This window comes from Brevundimonas sp. A19_0 (assembly GCF_017744255.1).
Lineage (GTDB): Bacteria > Pseudomonadota > Alphaproteobacteria > Caulobacterales > Caulobacteraceae > Brevundimonas.
Map to the genome: position 1 here is coordinate 194,839 of NZ_JAGHQP010000001.1, position 19,118 is coordinate 213,956.

The 19,118-nt window shown below is 67.3% G+C and carries 16 protein-coding genes; 9 read left to right on the plus strand and 7 right to left on the minus strand.

The window, feature by feature from the left end:
• Positions 1-5: 5 nt before the first annotated feature.
• Entirely contained in the window at positions 6-1,364 is a 1,359-nt protein-coding gene (locus tag J7346_RS00985; RefSeq protein ID WP_209116860.1) for a pectate lyase, read from the minus strand.
• A gap of 185 nt (positions 1,365-1,549) precedes the next feature.
• Here J7346_RS00985 and J7346_RS00990 point away from each other — a divergent pair, with 185 nt between their 5' ends.
• The 8 genes from J7346_RS00990 to J7346_RS01025 all read left to right on the plus strand — a co-directional run bounded on the left by J7346_RS00990 (position 1,550) and on the right by J7346_RS01025 (position 10,711).
• Positions 1,550-2,389 (plus strand): 2-keto-4-pentenoate hydratase, encoded by an 840-nt coding sequence (locus J7346_RS00990; RefSeq protein ID WP_209116862.1) that lies wholly within the window; start codon positions 1,550-1,552, stop codon positions 2,387-2,389.
• Entirely contained in the window at positions 2,386-3,387 is a 1,002-nt protein-coding gene (locus tag J7346_RS00995) for a TRAP transporter substrate-binding protein (protein WP_209116864.1), read from the plus strand. Before J7346_RS00990 ends, J7346_RS00995 begins: the two co-directional genes overlap by 4 nt.
• 35 nt (positions 3,388-3,422) lie before the next feature.
• Positions 3,423-3,920 (plus strand): TRAP transporter small permease, encoded by a 498-nt coding sequence (locus J7346_RS01000; RefSeq protein WP_209116866.1) that lies wholly within the window; start codon positions 3,423-3,425, stop codon positions 3,918-3,920.
• Positions 3,921-3,922: 2 nt separating this feature from the next.
• On the plus strand, positions 3,923-5,203 hold the full coding sequence (locus J7346_RS01005) for a TRAP transporter large permease (RefSeq protein WP_209116868.1): 1,281 nt from the start codon (positions 3,923-3,925) through the stop codon (positions 5,201-5,203).
• A complete protein-coding gene (locus J7346_RS01010) occupies positions 5,200-6,294 on the plus strand; it encodes a sugar kinase (protein ID WP_209116870.1) in 1,095 nt (364 codons plus the stop codon). The genes J7346_RS01005 and J7346_RS01010 overlap by 4 nt, the downstream gene beginning before the upstream one ends.
• Positions 6,295-6,371: 77 nt before the next feature.
• Positions 6,372-8,306, plus strand: a complete 1,935-nt coding sequence (acs, locus tag J7346_RS01015) for an acetate--CoA ligase (RefSeq protein WP_209116872.1) — start codon at positions 6,372-6,374, stop codon at positions 8,304-8,306.
• The gene (locus J7346_RS01020) at positions 8,303-9,310 is read left to right on the plus strand and encodes a sugar phosphate nucleotidyltransferase (protein WP_209116874.1); all 1,008 of its coding nucleotides are present in this window, start codon (positions 8,303-8,305) and stop codon (positions 9,308-9,310) included. The genes acs and J7346_RS01020 overlap by 4 nt, the downstream gene beginning before the upstream one ends.
• 63 nt (positions 9,311-9,373) lie before the next feature.
• Positions 9,374-10,711, plus strand: coding sequence for an MFS transporter (locus J7346_RS01025; RefSeq protein WP_245157535.1), 1,338 nt, complete (start codon positions 9,374-9,376; stop codon positions 10,709-10,711).
• Here the strand turns inward: J7346_RS01025 and J7346_RS01030 are convergent.
• The 6 genes from J7346_RS01030 to J7346_RS01055 all read right to left on the minus strand — a co-directional run bounded on the left by J7346_RS01030 (position 10,702) and on the right by J7346_RS01055 (position 17,237).
• A complete protein-coding gene (locus J7346_RS01030; RefSeq protein WP_209116876.1) occupies positions 10,702-11,883 on the minus strand; it encodes a DegT/DnrJ/EryC1/StrS aminotransferase family protein in 1,182 nt (393 codons plus the stop codon). The two genes, J7346_RS01025 and J7346_RS01030, sit on opposite strands and share 10 nt — an antisense overlap.
• A 33-nt stretch (positions 11,884-11,916) precedes the next feature.
• Positions 11,917-12,933, minus strand: a complete 1,017-nt coding sequence (locus J7346_RS01035) for a GNAT family N-acetyltransferase (protein ID WP_209116878.1) — start codon at positions 12,931-12,933, stop codon at positions 11,917-11,919.
• Entirely contained in the window at positions 12,930-14,291 is a 1,362-nt protein-coding gene (locus tag J7346_RS01040; protein WP_209116880.1) for a GNAT family N-acetyltransferase, read from the minus strand. Before J7346_RS01040 ends, J7346_RS01035 begins: the two co-directional genes overlap by 4 nt.
• Before the next feature lie 5 nt (positions 14,292-14,296).
• Positions 14,297-15,295, minus strand: coding sequence for an NAD-dependent epimerase/dehydratase family protein (locus J7346_RS01045; protein ID WP_209116881.1), 999 nt, complete (start codon positions 15,293-15,295; stop codon positions 14,297-14,299).
• A gap of 110 nt (positions 15,296-15,405) precedes the next feature.
• On the minus strand, positions 15,406-16,521 hold the full coding sequence (locus J7346_RS01050; protein WP_348521435.1) for a glycosyltransferase family 4 protein: 1,116 nt from the start codon (positions 16,519-16,521) through the stop codon (positions 15,406-15,408).
• A 50-nt stretch (positions 16,522-16,571) separates the two neighbouring features.
• Positions 16,572-17,237 carry a class I SAM-dependent methyltransferase gene (locus tag J7346_RS01055; protein WP_209116885.1) on the minus strand — a complete coding sequence of 222 codons (666 nt, stop codon included), beginning with the start codon at positions 17,235-17,237 and terminating at the stop codon, positions 16,572-16,574.
• Positions 17,238-17,535: 298 nt separating this feature from the next.
• Between J7346_RS01055 and J7346_RS01060 the strand changes: the two genes are divergently transcribed.
• Positions 17,536-19,116, plus strand: a complete 1,581-nt coding sequence (locus tag J7346_RS01060; protein WP_209116887.1) for an MBOAT family protein — start codon at positions 17,536-17,538, stop codon at positions 19,114-19,116.
• Positions 19,117-19,118 lie beyond the last annotated feature (2 nt).

Sequence of the window (19,118 nt, forward strand, 5' to 3'; positions counted from 1 at the left end):
CGGGCTCAGGTACCGCGACGACGGGCAGGCCGGTCCAGCACGTCGTCACGCTTCGGCGTCATGTCGTGCAGGTTCCAGTCGTCCGGGTTGAACGGCTTGCGGGTTGGCTCGGTGACCTCGGGATAGCCGCCGACCTGGCTTTCGTTGTCGATGATCTCGCCCCGGCCCTCGGCCACCTCGGCGATCAGCAGGACGTCGCGCATGTCGCGATCCCACGGGCGGGCGCCGGCGCTCGACAGGATGGCGCGCTGGACGTCGACGGCAGGGATCGGGTTAAGCCCGTCCCACCAGACCGGCGGACGCGAGACCTCGATGATGCGGGCGGGTGAGGTGGTGTAGCGGCCGAACATGCGCAGCGGTTCGCCGACCTGGTCCACGGCAATGTTGTCGCGGCCGTAGTATTCGAGATCACCGGCACCGCCGATCATCAGGAAGGCCATGTGGTCGGTCGGCGTGGACGGCCCGGCGCGCAGGACGTTGCCGATGGCGGTCATCTTGCCGACCTCGAACGGCACATCCCCCCACTCCTCGGGTGCGAGGTTGTAGTGGATGGCGCGCGGGCCGGGATTGTAGATCAGGTTGTTGAGGATGATGCCGTGCACCCCGCCCTTGAACAGCGGGCTGCGCTCATAGTTGTGGGCATAGAGGTTGCCGACGATCAGCAGGCCGGTGACATTGTCGTGGATCAGCGAGCCCTTGGAGTGCTCACCCTTGGAGTGGCTGGAATAGGCCAGGCTCTCGCCCACAATATTGTTCGAGAAGGTGATGTTGTGGCTGGTGCCGGCGCGCCATTCTTCGGGCGTCGACCCGGTGAAGCGCGGGCCCGAGGCCGAGAGGTTTTCGTCGGTCGCCCAGGTCAGGCTGCAATGGTCGATGATGACGTTGTATGCGCCGACGGTCGAGATGCCGTCCTCGTCCCAGCCGCTCATCCAGCCCTGTCCGGCCGAGCCGGGCCGGATGCGGATGTGCTGGACGATCACATCATGGGCGCTGATGTCGATGCCGCCGCGGATCAGGGTGATGCCCGGCGAGGGGGCCGTCTGGCCGGCGATGGTGATGAAGGGATTGCGGAGACGCAGAGTCTGCATCTCCAGGTCGATCACGCCGCCGACCTCGAAGACGACGATGCGCGGGCCCTCGGCCTCGATCGCCGCCCGGAGCGAGCCCGGACCTTCCTTGTTGAGGTTGGTCACGCGGATGATCTGGCCACCCCGTCCGCCGGGCGTGGCGGAAGCCCAGCCGAGGGCGCCGGGGAAGGCCGGGCCGGCATCCTGGGCCCGCGCCGGGGCCGGGCCGGACAGGCCGATTGTCACGACGGCGAGCAGGCCGAGGCAGGCGGTGATCAGAGACTGGCGACGGTTCATCGGCTTCCTTCCCGGTTCGGGAGTCATCTTTGCACGAACCCCCGGTCCGTCGTGACGCCCTTTGTCCCGATTCAAATTGACACCGGTTTCCTTCCTGCGCAATGTCAAAAGAAAACGGGAGGTCGCGTGCGCGTGTACCTATATAATTCAGTGACTTGCCTGCGTCTCTCGCCCGAGTCGACGTCATGACGGCCTCTGCCATGCCGGTGGCGCCGCCGCTGTCGGAACAGGGACGGATGATCGCGCGGGCCTTTGTCGAGGCGCGCCGTTCGGGCCGCGCCCTGCCGACCTATCCGGGCGAGCAGCCCGAGGGTCTGGACGCCGCCTATGCCATTCAGGATGCAGCCATCGCGCTGGTGCCTGACGCAATCGCGGGCTGGAAGCTGGGCCGCATCCCGCCGCCGCTGGATGCCCGGTTTGGCGCCGGGCGACTGGCCGGACCGATCTTTGCCGCCAATGTTCAGGCGGCCGGGGGTGTGGTCGACTTCCCGCTCATTGAGGGCGGCTTTGGCGCGGTCGAGGCCGAGTATCTTCTGCTGATGGCCGAGACGCCGACCCTTCGCGACGGCTGGACCCCGGCCGAGGCGACCCGTCTGGTCAGCCAGGTGCGCGTCGGCGTCGAGATCGCCGGCAGCCCGTTCCCCGGCATCAATGACCATGGCCCGGCGGTCACGGCCTCGGACTTCGGCAACAATGCCGGGCTGATCCTGGGCGCCGAGATCGAGCGCGACTGGGCGGGACAGCCCGGTGCGCTCGCCGATCTGGTCTGCGAGATGCGGATCGACGGACAGACGGTCGGCACCGGAGGCACGACCAGTATTCCCGGCGGGCCGTTCGACTCTCTGGCCTTTCTGCTGAATGCGCTGCACCGTCGCGGCCTCAGGCCAGAGGCGGGCCAGTGGATTTCGACCGGAGCGGCGACCGGAGTCCACCGGATCATCGCCGGACAGTCGGCCGAGGCCGATTTCGGACCGCATGGCATCATCGCCTGTCGCGCGGTCCGTGCCGAAGGAGGTGCCGGATGATCCCCACACGCAGACGACTTCTGACGGGCGGACTGGCGGGCGCGGGGGCTGTAGCCCTGTCCGGCTGCGGGGGGCGCGCCACGACCGGCGGGACCCGCCTGTTGCACGCCGCCGATGTGCATCCGGCCGACTATCCGACCGTCACGGCGGTCAAGTGGATGGGCGAGGAGCTGGAGCGTCTGACCGACGGACGCCTGGGCATCCGCACCTTCCCGTCCGGGCAGCTGGGCAATGAGGACGATTCGATCGGCCTCGCCCGCTATCAGGCCATCGACATCTGCCGGGTGGCGGCAGCGGCGCTGAACAACGCCTTTCCCGAGACCAGCCTGCTGTGCCTGCCCTATGTGTTTCGTTCGGTCGAGCACATGCGGGCCGTGGTCGATGGCGAGATCGGCACCCGCCTGCTGAATGTGTTCGAGGATCGCGGGCTGGTGGGCCTGGCCTATTACGATGCGGCGCCGCGCAGCCTGTACAATGTGCGCCGCCCCGTATTCGAGCCGGGCGACCTGAAGGGCCTGAAGATCCGGGCGCCGCAGTCCGACATCTTCCTCGACACGGTGCGGGCTATGGGGGCCAATCCGACGCCGCTGACGTTCGGGGCGGTCTTCTCGTCGCTGCAGACCCATCTGATTGACGGCGCCGAGAACAATTGGCCCAGCTATCAGTCCAGCCGCCAGTATGAGGTGGCGCGCTACTGGAGCGATACGAAGCACCTGTATTCGCCGGACGCCCTGCTGATCTCCAAGGCGTCGATGGATGCCCTGGCGCCGGGGGACCGGGATCTGGTGCGCGATGTGGCGCGCCGGTCGGTGCCGCTGATGCGGGTCGAGTGGGACCGGCGCGAGGCCGAGGCGCGCGCCGCGGTCATTGAGGCCGGGACCCAGGTCAATGCCGTCGATACCGAGGCCTTTGCCCGCGCTGTTGAGCCGGTGAACGCGAAATACACCCGCGGCGCCGGCCTGGCGTCGCTCTACGAACAGATCACAGCGGCCGGCTGAACGGCCCCACATCCGACGGCTCCGGGGAGGAACCGATGACATCATCCGACGCGCCCCGAAAGGGCCTGCTGGACCATCTGTCCCGCATCGTTCTGGGACTGGCGGGAGCCGCCCTGCTGGCCATGGCGCTGATCCAGGCGTGGCAGGTCTTTGCCCGCTATGTGCTGAATGACTCGCCCGGCTGGACCGAGCCGGTGGCGCTGATCCTGATGAGCGTGGCGGTTATGTTCGGCGCCGCCGTGGGCGTGCGCTTCGAGACCCACTTCGCCTTCCAGACCCTGGCCCATGCCATGCCGGGACCGATCCGCGCGGGCCTCGCGACCCTGTCGCGGCTGATCGCGGCGGCGACCGGCCTCGGGCTGGCGACCATGGGCGGCTATCTGATGCTGGATGACTGGACCGTGCCGCTGGCCGGCGCCCCGCTGCCCTCGGGCCTGAAATTCCTGGGTCTGGCGCTGGGCGGCGTGCTGATCCTGATCTTTGCGCTGGAGCGCCTGTTCACCGGCGCACCCAAGCCGGTCCGGGAGGACTGAACATGGAATTCATCATCCTGTTCGGGGTTCTGGCCCTGTTGCTGGTTCTGGGTGTCCCCGTCGCCTTCTGTCTGATGGGGGCAACGCTCGCGACCGTGCTCTATCTGGCGCTGCCGCCGATCGTGGTGTTCCAGCAGATGGGGTCGGACATGGCCTCGGTCGCCCTGCTGGCCATTCCGCTGTTCATCTTCACCGGCGAGCTGATGATGAAGGGAGGGCTCTCCGACCGGATGATCGCGCTGGCCTCGTCGCTGGTCGGCCATGTGCGCGGCGGTCTGGGCCAGGTGACGGTGGTCGGCTCGACCCTGTTCGGCGGCGTGTCGGGATCGGCCATCGCCGACGTCTCGGCCATCGGTGGCACCATGATCCCGCAGATGCAGAAGCGCGGCTATGAAAGCGACTATGCGGTCAATGTCACCATTTCGGCGGCGCTGGTCGCCCTGCTGGTCCCGCCCTCGCACAACATGATCCTGTATTCGGCCTCGGCCGGGGGCGGGGTGTCGATCTCTGACCTGTTCGCCGGCGGCATCGTCCCAGCCCTGATGCTGGCCGTCGCCCTGATGGTCACCGCCTACTGGGTCGCGCGCCGGCGGGGCTATGCGGCCGAGACCTTCCCGGGCTTCGGCACGGTGCTGACGCGGCTGATCGCGGCCATCCCGGGCCTGCTGCTGGTGGTGATCATCTTCGGCGGCATCCGGGCCGGCATCTTCACCGCCGTCGAGAGTGCCTCGATCGCCGTGGTCTATGCCATCGTCGTCACCGGTCTGGTCTATCGCCACATGCGCTGGGCGGCCTTCAAGCAGGCCTGCATAGGGGCGGCCCGCACCTCGGGCGCGGTGCTGTTCATCATCGGCTGTGCGGGGGCGTTCGGCTGGCTGATGGCCTTCCTGCAGGTGCCCAGCACCATGATCGAGGTGCTGAGCGGCCTGACCGACAACCCGGTCATCATCATGCTGATGATCATCGGCTGCCTGCTGTTCCTAGGCACCTTCATGGATATGGCGCCGCTGATCATCATCGTCACGCCGATCTTCCTGCCGGTGGCCAAGGCGTTCGGGGTCGACCCGGTCCAGTTCGGCGTGATCCTGCTGCTGAGCTGCGGCATCGGCCTGATCACGCCGCCGGTCGGATCGGTGCTGTTCGTGGGCAGTGCCATCGCGAGGATTCCGATGACGCAATCGCTGCGGTCGATCTGGCCCTTCTACTTCGCCTGTGTGATTGTGCTGATGCTGGTGACCTTTATCCCGGCACTGTCACTGTGGCTGCCTTCGCTCATGAAATGACCCTGTTGCCCCATCTGAAGTCGCGGGACGGTGTCCGCTGGGACGCCGTTGCCCTGGGCGAGGTCATGCTCCGACTGGATCCCGGCGAGGGGCGTATCCGCACCGCCCGCCAGTTCCAGGTGTGGGAAGGCGGCGGCGAATACAATGTCGCGCGCGGTCTGGCGCGGACCTTCGGCCAGCGGACAGCGGTGGTGACCGCCCTGCCCCGCAGCGATCTGGGGGCACTGGTCCATGAGCTGATCCAGACGGGTGGCGTGTCGGATTCGCACATCGTCTGGCGCGCGGGCGATCCGGTCGGACGCGAGAACCGGGTCGGGCTGAACTTCACCGAGCGGGGCTTCGGGCCGCGCGGCGCGCTGGGCGTATCGGACCGGGCGCATTCGGCGACCTCGACGCTTGCGCCCGAAGATGTCGACTGGGACCATCTGTTCGGGATCGAGGGGGTGCGCTGGTTCCACACGGGCGGAATCTTCTCGGCCCTGTCCGCGACGACCGCCGAGACGGCGCTGGCGGCGGTCACGGCCGCCCGGCGCCACGGCACCGTGGTCAGCTATGACCTGAACTATCGCGCCAGCCTGTGGGCGGCCCATCCGGACCCGGACGCGGCCCGGCGCACCAACCGCGCCATCGCCGAACAGGTCGATGTGCTGATCGGTGACGAATACAGCCTGGCCTCATGCCTCGGCATCGAGACCCCCGAGATCCGGAGCGACGCCTGTGACCCCCGCCCGATGGCGGCGGCGGCGGAACGGCTGGCCAAAGAGCTGCCGAACCTGCGCCTGCTGGCCGGGCCGATGCGTGACCCGGTCACCGCCTCGATGAACCGCTGGGGCGCGGCGGCCTGGGCCGACGGCAAGCTGGTCAGGCTGGACCCCGTGCCGGTCGATATTCTGGACCGGGTCGGCGGCGGCGACGGCTTCGTCTCGGGTCTGGCTTTTGGCCTGATGGACGGGCGCCCGCTGGAAGAGGCCCTGGCGCTGGGCCACGCCCACGGGGCCCTGGCAATGACCACGCCGGGCGACAACGCCATGACCTCGCTCGAGGAAGTCGAGGCCCTCGCCCGGGGCGGAAGCGCCGCCGCCCGACGCTGATCACACCGGGATTTTCCGCCGGTGCTGGAAACAGGCGGCCGCATGCTGTTGGATGCCCCCTCAGTGAGAGGTGATGCATGCACGAACCGGCGATCTATCCCGTCCCCGAGGAATGGGCCCGCACGGCCCATGTGAACCGGGCGCGCTATGAGAACGCGTGCAAGGCGGCGGAAACGGACCCGGACGGATTCTGGCGCGGGGTGGCCGGGCGGCTGGAATGGATGTCCTTCCCGAACCGGATCAAGGACGTCAGCTTCAACAAGGACGACTTCCATATCCGCTGGTTCGAGGACGGCGTCCTGAACGTCTCGGTCAACTGTATCGACCGGCACCTGCCCGAGCGGCGCGACGACGTCGCCATCATCTGGGAAGGCGATGACCCGGCCGAGAGCGCGGCCATCACCTATGGCGAACTGCACAGCGCGGTCTGTCGCATGGCCAATTTGCTGAAGACCTACGGGGTGAAGCGCGGCGACCGGGTGACGCTGTACATGCCGATGATCCCGGAGGCCGCCTATGCCATGCTGGCCTGCACGCGGATCGGGGCGATCCATTCCGTCGTGTTCGGCGGCTTCTCGCCCGACAGTCTGGCCGGGCGGATCGAGGACTGCGGGTCGGACTTCGTCATCACCGCCGACGAAGGGCTGCGCGGCGGCAAGACCATTCCGCTGAAGGCCAATGTCGATGCGGCGCTGGAAAAGGTCAGCGTGCGCCATGTGCTGGTCGTGCGGCGCACGGGCGCAGACATCGACTGGATCGACGGGCGCGACGTCGACTATGGCCCCGAGGCTGCGGCCGCCAGCACCGAATGCATGCCCGAGCCGATGGGCGCCGAGGACCCGCTGTTCATCCTCTATACCTCGGGCTCGACCGGCAAGCCGAAGGGGGTGATGCACACCACCGGCGGCTATCTGCTGTGGGCGGCCTGGACCCATGAGCTGACGTTCGACTACCGCCCCGGTCAGGTGTTCTGGTGCACGGCCGATGTCGGCTGGGTCACCGGACACAGCTATCTGGTCTACGGCCCGCTGGCCAATGCGGCGACCACGGTGATGTTCGAAGGCGTCCCCAACTATCCGGACGCCAGCCGCTTCTGGCAGGTGGTCGACAAGCACCGGGTCGAGATCTTCTACACGGCGCCGACGGCGCTGCGCGCCCTGATGCGGGAGGGCGACGGGCCGGTGAAGGCGACCTCGCGCGCGTCGTTGAGACTGCTGGGGACGGTGGGCGAGCCGATCAATCCCGAGGCCTGGCGGTGGTATCATGAGGTGGTCGGCGACGGTCGCTGCCCGATCGTCGACACCTGGTGGCAGACCGAAACCGGAGGGCATCTGATCACCCCCCTGCCCGGCGCGACGGACCTGAAGCCCGGGTCGGCAACCAAGCCCCTGCCCGGCATTTCGTTGCAGGTGGTGGACGCCGAGGGCCAGGAGCTGACCGGGGCGACCGAGGGCAATCTCTGCATCACCGACAGCTGGCCGGGCCAGATGCGCGGGGTATACGGCGACCATCAGCGGTTCTTCGACACCTATTTCGCGACCTATCCCGGCCGCTATTTCACCGGGGACGGATGCCGCCGGGACGAGGACGGCTATTACTGGATTACCGGTCGGGTCGACGATGTGCTGAACGTGTCGGGTCACCGGATGGGGACCGCCGAGATCGAGAGCGCGCTGGTGCTGCATCCGGCCGTCGCCGAGGCCGCCGTGGTCGGCTATCCCCACGACATCAAGGGCCAAGGCATCTGGGCCTATGTGACGCTGACGGCGGGCGTGGAGCCGACCGAGGCGCTGAGGGCCGACCTGGTCAAACACGTCCGGGCCGAGATCGGGCCGATCGCCGCGCCGGATGTCATCCAGTGGGCCCCGGGCCTGCCCAAGACGCGCTCTGGCAAGATCATGCGCCGTATCCTGCGCAAGATCGCCGAGAATGAGCTGGGCTCGCTGGGTGACACCTCGACCCTGGCCGATCCCGGCGTGGTCGACGATCTGGTCAAGGGTCGGCCCGCGTGACGTCAGGCCGGAACTATCCCGTCATCCTGTGCGGAGGCGCGGGGACGCGCCTGTGGCCCGCGTCGCGGCCGGACCGTCCCAAGCCGTTTCTGGACCTGACGGGGTCGCTGTCGCTGTTCCAGCTGGCGGTGCGGCGGGTGCTGCCGCTGGTGGAGGATGGCGGTCGATTGCTGGTCGTCGGCGGCGAGGGCCACGCGCCGCTGATCGCCGAACAGCTGGCGGCGCTGGGTGCCGAGGCCACCGTGCTGCTGGAGCCGGAAGGCCGGGATTCAGGGCCGGCTGTCGCCGCCGCCGCCGCCTGGGTCGAGGCGCAGGACCGCGACGGACGGGTGATGATCCTGGCCTCGGACCACCACATTCCCGACGAGGCCGGATACCGTCAGGCGCTGCTCACGGCGGCCGATGCCGCGGACGACGGGCGCATCGTGACACTCGGGGTCGCCCCAACCCAGCCGTCCTCGGCCTATGGCTATATCCGCGCGGAGGGCCAGGGCCTCTCGCCCGTCGCCACCTTCATCGAGAAGCCCGATACCGTGCAGGCGCAGCAGCTGATCATGGAGGGCTGCCTGTGGAACAGCGGCGCCTTCATCGCCACGGCGCGGACACTGAAGGCCGAGATTCTGGACCACGCCCCGGATATCTGGCGCGCGGTGGAGGGGGCCGTGCCGGCCGAAGGCGGGCCGCTGGGCGACGGCTTCCTGTCGGCGCCGCGGCTGTCGTTCGACTATGCGGTGATGGAAAAGACGGCGCAGGCCTCGGTCCTGCCGCTGTCGCTGGCCTGGTCCGACCTGGGCGCCTGGGATGCTGTGGCCGCGGTCAGCCAGGGCGAGGGCACGCCCCATCTGGCCCATGACAGCGCGGGATGCTGGGTGCGGGCACCGGACGGGGTGACGGTCGCGACGCTGGGAGTCTCGGGACTGGCGGTCATCGTCGAGCCGGATGCCGTGCTGGTCTGCGACCTGTCCCGGGCCCAGGACGTGAAGCGCCTGATCCAGCGCAGCTGACGGCGGGGCGGTGCTTGAGTCCGCCCCTGCCCTGCCCCACAAAGGCACCCTGACCGGGAGGACATGATGAAGCACGAACAGACCGCCGACCTGCCCTATCTACGCAAGGTGGTCGGGGCCTCCATGGCCGGGACCGTGGTCGAATGGTACGAGTTCTTCCTCTATGCGACCGTCGCCACCCTGGTGTTCGGCGAGCTGTTTTTTCCCCAGACCGGCAATGAGCTGGACGGCATCATCGCCGCCTTTGCCACCTATGCCGTGGGCTTCATCGCCCGGCCGCTGGGCGGGGTGGTGTTCGGCCATGTCGGGGACCGGATCGGGCGCAAGTCGCTGTTGCAGTTCAGCCTGGTCCTGATCGGAGTTTCGACCTTCCTGATGGGGTGCCTGCCGGGGTTCGCCAGCATCGGCTACTGGGCGCCGGCCCTGCTGGTGCTGCTGCGCTTCATTCAGGGCTTTGCCCTGGGCGGGGAATGGGGCGGGGCCGTGCTGCTGGTCACAGAGCATAGTCCGAACCGGTCGCGGGCTTTCTGGGGCAGCTTTCCGCAGGCCGCCGTGCCGATCGGCAATCTGCTGGCCACGGTCGTGATTCTGGCGCTGTCGGCGACCCTGAGCGAGGAGGCCTTTACCGCCTGGGGCTGGCGGGTCGGCTTCTGGCTGTCGGTCGTGATCATCGCCATAGGCTACTACATCCGCACCCAGGTGTCGGACTCGCCGATCTTCAAGGCGGCGCAGGAGAAGGTCGAGGCCGAGCCCGAGACCCGCCACGGCCTGACCGAGGTGTTCCGGAACAACCCGCGCGGCCTGCTGACCGCCATGGGCCTGCGGTTCGGCGAGAACATCCTGTATTATATGGTGGTTACCTTCTCGATCACCTATCTGCACCACCGCGAGGTCAACACCACGCGGATCCTGGCCCTGCTGTTCCTGGCCCACATCGCCCATGTGGTGGTGATCCCGATCATCGGGCGGCTGGCCGACCGGCTGGGGCGCAAGCCGGTCTATGTCGGCGGCGCCGGGCTGTCGCTGCTGTGGCCGTTCGTGGCCTTTCCGCTGTTCGACACCGGCCAGACCGCGACCATCCTGCTGGCCATCGTGCTGGGCCTGATCGTGCACGGCATGATGTATGCCGCCCAGCCCGCCATCATGACCGAGATGTTCCCCACGCGGATGCGCTATTCCGGGGTGTCGCTGGGTTATCAGGTGACGGCCATCTTCGCGGGGTCCTGGGCGCCGATGATCGGCACCTTCCTGCTGCGCGAGACCGACAGCTGGGTGCCGATCGCCTGGTACATCGTGGGCGCCGCCGCGGTCAGCCTGATCGCCGCCCTGATGATGCGCGAGACAAAGGGGGCGTCGCTGGCCGAGATCGACCGCGAGGACGAGGCGCGACGTCAGGCCTGACGGGTTGCCCGGGCAAGCACGTCCGATATGGCGCCGGCCATGACCTCGACCTCGGCATCGGTCAGGGTCGGATGGCAGAGGAAGCACAGACTGGTCTCGCCCAGCTGCCGGGCGACCGGCAGACGTTCGGCCGGCCGCCAGCCGGTGCCGTCGAAGGCCCGCTCCAGATAGACCTCGGACGCCGAGCCGTGCATGCAGAAGCCACCGGCGACATTGATCTCCTCGACGATGCGGTCGCGGGTCCAGCCCTCGGCCAGATTCCCGGGCACGACGAAGCCATAGACGCGGTACCAGCCGTGATCGACATGGTTGGGCACCGGGGGCACGCGCACCACCGCATGGCGGGACAGCGCGTCGTTCAGGCGGGCCGCGATGGCGCCGCGACGGGCCGTCCAGTCGGCCATACGCTCCAGCTGGATCAGGCCGATGACGGCCTGCATCTCGATCATGCGCCAGTTGGTGCCGAAGCTGTCGTGCACCAGCCGCGGGCCGGGCGGGTGCTGGCGCTCGTAGACGCCCTCCCAGCTCTTGCCGTGGTCCTTGTAGGACCACATGAAGGACCACAGATCGGGATCGTCGGTCGTGACCATGCCGCCTTCGCCGCCGGTGGTCATGATCTTGTCCTGACAGAAGGACCAGGCCCCGATGTGACCGATCGAGCCGACGCTGCGGCCGCGGTAGCGCGCGCCGTGGGCCTGGGCACAGTCCTCGATGACCTTGAGGCCGCGCTCCTCGGCGAGGGCCATGATCGGGTCCATGTCGCAGGGCATGCCACCCAGATGCACGCAGATGACCGCCTTGGTCCGGTCGGTCAGTACGGCCCGGATGGTGTCGGCGGTGATGTTCTGGCTGTCCGGGTCGACGTCAGCGAAGACGGGCACAGCCCCGGCCGTCACGATCGAGGAGGCAGAGGCGAGGAAGGTCCGCGGCGTGGTGATGACCTCGTCCCCCGGGCCGATGCCCAGCGCCTTCAGCGCGAGATCGAGCGCGACGGTGCCGTTTGCCAGCGCGATAGCGTGGTGGGTGCCGGCCCATTCGGCGAAGCGCTTCTCGAAGGTGCGGCCCCGGTCGCCGGTCCAGTAGTTGACGCGGTTGGAGGCCAGCACATCGGCGACGGCCCGGACCTCGTCGGGGCTGAAGCTGGGCCAGGGGGAAAAGGGGGTGTTCAGCATCAGCGTATGCCTCGGAAGGGGCGATGAACCATTCTAGCTCGCGTCCGCGCGATAGGCGGGGAAAAACGCTTCGGTCCGGGAGACGCCCGCGCGTTCCCGAAGGTCGTGATAGCGCTCAGCATCGATGATCCACTGAATCACGTGGAACGGCAGGGTCAGGTCCGAAAAGCCGGCCTTGAACTCGAACAGGGGATCGCGGGAGGAGCCCACGCCGCCGCCGAGCACCAGATGTCGCAAGCCCCGCTCTACCGCGATCCTGTGCGCCTCGGCGATGATGGCCTTGGCCGGAGAGAGCTTCCGATAGGTGTTGTCGGTGCCGCTGAGATAATACTGCATGGTCTGGCCCGTCACGATGAACATGGCGGAGGAGATGGGGGTGCCTTCAAACCAGGCGGTCAGGAAGATCGTCTCGAAGTCCCCGGCCTCGACCATGGAGGCGATGTAGGACTTTTCGAACAGGTAGAAATTCTTTGCCCCGAGATCCTTCATCGCCGGCATGTAGAGGGCGTGGAATTGATCGACGTCGCGGGGACTGTGACCGGTTTCGATGACCAGCCCGGCCTTGAGCGCCTTGGTGACCTCGCGTCGATGGCTGCCCCTGTAGGCGGTCATGACATCGTCGTCATTGCCGACGGCGATGACGACCACATCGCTGAGACGTTTCCCCCGCTCTTTTTCCGGCAGGGCATCGATGTGAAGGGGGTGGGTCCGGGAGAAGAGGGACACGGCGCCGGCCCCCGAGATATGATCCCGCAGAGCCTGCATCGCCTCGTCCGCAGAGGCATCCGCCGCGATCAGCGGCCCCGCATAGCCATAGACACTGGTGTAGTCGAAATCCCCGGTGCCTTCGATCGGCCGCCGCAGAAGGGGCCAGAAGGCCCGGGGGCGGCCCTGCGCGTCCAGGACGACGAAGGCCACCGGAAGCCCCTCCCCGTTCCGCTCGCTGATGCGGTGGAAGTCATAGGTGTGGGTGAAGTCATGATCGGCCATACAGGCCAGCAGCTGACGCCAGCGAGCCGGGTCTGTGACGGCTTCGACAGTCAATGTCATGCGGTCCGCGTGCCCGCAGACGGGTCCCGGGTCATTCTCAGGGTCGTAAATGTCGAGACGATCTCGCCCTCGAACTGGTCCGCCAGCGTCCGGCTGACCTGGACGGAGTGATACGGAAATTCCCGGGCCGCCGAAACAAGGTCTGCGGGAACCGGGTCGGGAAGGCGCAGGTGGGCAGGTTGGACGATGGTGATCCGCTCCTCTCGACCGGACAGGGTCAGGTATCCGATACCGTAGGTGCGGAAAAAGGCGTCGTCCATGATCGACAGGGTGGGGGTGTCGTCGGCCCCGGTGTCCGGCACGGTCGCCTCCCGACGCAGCACCACCCGCGTCGTTTCATGCTCGACCTTGAAACCGAGGCCCTCATAGAGCCGCAGGGCCGCCGGGTTGGCTGCATCGACATCAAGCGAGAGCGGAAGGGACGCGCTGGCTTCAGCGGCATGCCGGATCAGGCGCTGCGCCAGACCGGATCCCCGGAAGGACTCGTCCACGGCAATGTCGTTGATGTGCAGGGCCTCCGGCAGGCGGCGCAGATGCACGGCGGCGACCAGCGCTCCATTGCAGCGTATGCCGAGGAATGTGTCCTGTGGCATTGCGACACCGGCTATGAAGTCCAGGAACCGGTCCGACCCCAGCGCCGTACCCCAGCGCGCGGGGCCCGCGAGGCAGCGCCGGAAAAGGTCGGCGATTTCGGCCGCATCATCCTCCGCCAGAGGCAGCACGGGAAGCTGGCCGGCCCGCTCGACGTTGAAGTCCAGCATTGCGGCGCGCGGATCGATGGAGACCCCCTCGCGGGCAAAGACCGCCGCGAGAGTCCGGAAGATGATCCTGAAATCCAGCAGGACGGTCCGGTTGCGGGCGTACCACACGTCATTGGCCAGGCGGCTCTGCCAGGACGCGGTGTTCCGTCCCATGATCTGCGCATAGCCGGTGATGCCGGGCCGGACATCCTGGCGCTCACGCTCTTCGGGCGTGAAGAACGGCCCGTAGGCCATCAGCAGGGGACGCGGGCCGACCAGGCTCATCTGCCCCTTCAGGACATTCCAGAGCTCGGGCAGTTCATCCAGGCTGGTGGCGCGCAGCCAGCGCCCGAAATCGGTCAGCCGCTCCGCGTCGGGAAGGGGCCGGCCGTCGGGCGCCGTGGCATCGCGCATGGTCCGGAATTTGATCATCTCGAACGGCTGGCCGTGAAGGCCCGGGCGAACCTGGCGGAACAGGGCCGGGCTGCCCATGCGTCGGCGCACCATCCACCACAGGACCAGCATCACCGGCGACAGCACCAGCAGTCCCCCGGCCGACGCCACGACATCGATCAGACGCTTGAGCGGCGCGGGGCGCACCGGTCTGCCTGCGGCCATCGGCATCACAGATTATAGCGTTGACGGAACCAGCCGACGAAAGCCGGCACGCCGACGCTGATCGGCGTTTCCGGCTTGTACCCCGTCAGGCGCTCCAGCAGGTCGGGCGCAGCGGTGGTATCCGGCACATCGCCGTCCTGCATCGGCAGGAACTGCTTGTCGGCCTGCTTGCCCAGCGCCTTCTCGAGCTCGGCGATGTAGTCCATCAGCGGGCTGGGCTTGCCGCCGCCGATGTTCACGAGCCGGAATGGGGCGGCGTGAGACAGGGTGTCGCCCTCGACCGGCGGGGCTGTCCCGGGCACCACGGGGACCAGCCGGACGATCGCTTCCACCAGATCGTCGACGAAGGTGAAGTCGCGCGACATCTTCCCCTCGCCATAGACCTCGATGGGCTTGCCCTCGAGCATCAGCTTGGCGAACTTGAACAGGGCCATGTCGGGCCGGCCCCAGGGGCCGTAGACGGTGAAGAAGCGGAAGAAGGTCGTCGGCGTGCCGAACAGGTGGGCGTACGAGTGACCCATCAGCTCCGTCGCGCTCTTGGTCGCGGCATAGAGGGTCATGGGGTGCACCGCCTTGTCCGTCTCGCGGAACGGCATTTCGGTGTTGGCGCCATAGGCCGAGCTGGTCGAGGCGGCCAGCAGGTGCCGGACCGGATGCCGGCGCGCGCACTCCAGCACATTGAAGGTGCCGACGAGGTTCGAGGCCACATAGACCTCGGGGTGGTCGATACTGTAGCGGACGCCCGCCTGGGCGGCCAGGTGGACCACCACCTCGGGCTTCGCCTTTGCCCAGGCGGCGTTCAGGGCCTCGGCATCCTCAAGCGCGACACGCTCGACGCGGAAGCCCTCGTAGCCCTCGAGGATGGCGTTGCGACCGTCCTTCAGGGCGGGGTCGTAATAGTCCGAGAAATTGTCGACGCCGACGACCTCATGGCCGTCCTCCAGCAGGCGGCGGGCCAGATGGAAGCCGATGAAGCCGGCCGTGCCGGTGATCAAAAATCGCATGAAGTCGTCCTCTTCGGCCCGCTCCTCGGCGAGCAGGCGAACGTCGGTCCGTGCTTACCAAACCCCCTGACGGGGGGCCAGTGTCACGGGAGGGGAAAGCCGTCGTGTCGTCAGTCGGGCACGGCGGACAGGATCTGGTCGTTGACGCGATGTACGTCGTAGCGGGCGCGGACGCATTCCAGGGAGGCCCGCCCCATGGCCGCAGTCTGCGCGGGATTGGTCAGCAATTGCTCCATCGCGGCCTCCAGCGCTGCGGCATCGCGAGGCGGAACCAGCAGCCCGTTTTCGCCTGACACCACCGTCTCGCGGCAGCCGGGAGCATCGGTGGTGATGATCGGGCGCCCCATGGCCATCGCCTCCAGTACGGACCGGGGCGTGCCCTCGCGATACGAGGGCAGGACATAGACGCGGGCGTCCGCGATGGCCGGCCGCACATCCTCGAGCCGGCCCAGATATTCGATCCCCCCGTCGATCCAGCCCTGCAGTTCAGCCTCGGTCACGGTGTCGGGTCCCGGGTCGCGCCAGCCGACCAGCTGGAAGCGAGCCCCGGGATGGCGCGCCTTCAACGCCATGGACGCCGCCGCGTATTCCCGGACCCCCTTGGCCCCCAGCAGCCTTCCGATCATGAGAAAGACCGGGGCTTCGGGCAGGGGCGCGGGGCTGTAATGGTCGAGGTCAACTCCGGAACCGTCGACCACGGCAATCTGGCCACGGTCCCTCAACAGGCCCTGCGTCATGAAGAGGTCCCGGTCATCGGGGTTCTGGAACAGGACCCGGTCGGCGTGCCGCAGCGCCAGCCGGTAGAGGGTCGAGGCCATGACGCCCGCGATCGTCCGCTTCAGGCCGCCCCCGGTTCCATCGGTAAAGGCATAGCCGAGGCCGGTAATCAGGGCGACCGATCGCGGCACCCCGACGGCTCGCGCCGCGAGCAGGCCCCAGATCACCGGCTTGATCGTATAGGCCAGCAGGACATCGGGCTGTTCGCGCCGGAGCAGCGAGATCAGGGTGCGGCGATAGGCGAGGTCGGCCAGCGGATTCATTCCGGTGCGGGCCATGGGGACCTCGACCGGTCGCGCTCCCAGGGCTGTCACCGCCGCGCGGCTGGCCGCATCAAAGTCGGGGGCCGCTGCGGTGACGCGCCAGCCCCGACGTACCATTTCTGCAATCAGCGGCCCGCGGAACCCGGTGAGCGAAGGCGCGAACGAGGCGAGCACGAGCACATGCACGGGGCCGGACTTTCCTGCGGCGGTCAATTCTCAACCCGGATCATGGGCGATCAATCCGCCCGCACGGCCACCAGCCGCACCTGGGAATAGCTGCGGTGGAGCTGGCCGCGAATGCGCGACAGGATGTCGAAGAGCCAGCGGTTGCGAAGATAGACGCCCTTGAGCTTGCGCCATCCGACCGGCCATTTGTGGACATAGGCCTTGCACTCCCGCACCTGGAACCCGGCCTCGGCGGCCAGATTGCCCAGGGTCATGGGGTTCCAGGTATAGAGGTGGTTGTTGACGTCGCCGGGTGCCCAATGGTTCGACAGCCCCTCGCAGGGAACCACGAGCACCAATTTGCCGCCGACCTTCAGCTTGGTGCGCAGCTGCTTGAGATTGTCCAGCGGGCGCAGGGTGTGTTCGAGCGCATGGTTCGAGATGATCACGTCAAAGGCGCCCTCGGGCGCCTCCTCGACCGAGGTGTAGACGGTGACGCCGTTTTCCCGGGCCACCGGCACGGCGGCCGGGTTGATCTCGATCCCCGATCGCGATCCGCAGGTCAGGCCCTTGAGCAGGAATCCGCTGCCGCATCCGAAGTCGAGGACATCGTCGGTCGGCCGGATTTCCGACTGGAATTTGGTCCGGTTGGCCCAACCCCCGAAGGTGCCGATCTCGACCTGCCGCGCAAAATAGCGCGCGTCATAGTGATCGCTGACCATTTCAGCATTTGACATAATCGGGCGTCCCCCTGGATCGGCGCGCAGTATGGTTTCTGCGGGGTCTTAGACCACTTCTGCCGGCGATGCGATCCGACTCGCGCAGGCATGGTCACATTCGCGCCGGAGGCGCCTGACCCGCGCAGAACCGACCAGACAGCTTGCCGCGACGCCTTGTGATGCTTTAAGCGCATATCGGGTCCGGGGGAGTTGGGCGGAACCTGTCGCTGGATTGTCGAACAGACACCGGTCTCAGCAGGTTTGCGTCGCGGTTGCTGTCTGAGCCCCTCTCGCCCTTTGCCTCGACGGTCCGCGGATGCTGTTTACAAACCCCCTCTTCCTGTTTGTCTTCCTGCCCGCAGCCTGTCTGTTCTTCTTCCTGTTCGCCCGGCTGAGCCGCAATGCGGCGATCGCGGCACTGCTGATCGCCTCGCTGATCTGCTACCTGCCCTGGGGCGTGTGGCCGGCGGCGCTGCTGATCGGCTCGATCACCCTGAATTTCGTAATCGGCATGCTGCTGGCCGCACCCTGGGCCATCACCAACGCCAGGGGGCGCAATGCGCTCTACCTCGGCGGCCAGTCATTCAATTTCGGGGTCCTGATCTGGTTCAAGTACCAGCTCATCCAGCTGATCCTCCACGGCGCTTCGTCTCCGGCCCAGACGTTCGTCATGGCCGCCATTCCCGCGGGCATCTCCTTCTACACCTTCCACCAGGCCGCCTTCCTCGCGGACGCCCGGGACCGCGAGACCACCGTCTCGGAGCTGATGAGCGCGGTCGGCTCGGTGCGCGGATTTTTCGCCTCGTATGTCCGCTATGCGGCGTTCGTGACCTTCTTCCCGCAGCTCGTGATCGGCCCCATCACCTATTTCCGCGAATTCTATCCGCAGGTCGAACGCAACACTTTCGGCAAGCCGCGCCGTATCGACTTCGATGTCGGGCTGACCCTGATCGCCATCGGCCTGTTCAAGAAGCTGGTCATTGCCGACAATCTGGAGCCACTGGCCACGAGCGTCTTCTCGGCCGCGGAGATGGGCGCGGCCCTGGGCATGGGCACAGCCTGGGGCGGCGCATTTGCCTATTACTTCCAGCTCTACTTCGATTTCTCGGGCTATTCCGACGTGGCGCTGGGCCTCGCCCGGCTGGTCGGCATCCGGTATCCGATGAACTTCTTTTCCCCGCTCAAGGCGGTGGGCATCATCGACTTCTACCGGCGCTGGCACATGACGCTGACGCGGGTCATCGTCCGGTTCGTCTATACACCACTGTCCCTGTCAGGCACGCGGATGGCCACGCGCCAGCGGCTGCCCAAGAGTGTGCGACGGGGCCTCAGCATCTGGTTACCCCTGCTGATCAATTTCGAGATCATCGCCCTGTGGCACGGGGCCCATTCCACATTCATCCTGTTCGGCATCATCCACGGCCTGTGGTTCGTGGCCGAGACCGAGGCGCGCGGGACCAAGGCCTTCAAGTCGTGGCGGCGCGAGTCGCCTGACTGGCTGCGGACCCTGCTGGGACGGGCGATCTTCGTCGGCCCCATGGTCCTGACCTTCGCGCTGTTCCGGGCCGAAAGCCTGGACGGGTATCAGAGGCTGCTGTCGGTCATGTTCGGCCTGGACGCCGAAGGGCTGTTCTTCCGGGCGACGCTCGTAGACCGGTTTGCCCTGCTGATGGCCGCCCTGATCGTCTACCTCGCCCCCAACAGCATGCAGCTGCTGAGGAACTATCGTCCCGGCATCTACACCTTCACGGAACACCGCGGCGACCCCGGGCCGTCGTGGCTGAGATGGCTGAAGTGGCAGCCCGACTGGCGCTGGGCCATGTTCGCGGGCACGGCGATGCTGGTCGCCCTCTACTTCACGTCACGGCAGACGCCGTTCCTGTATCAGGGGTTCTGACG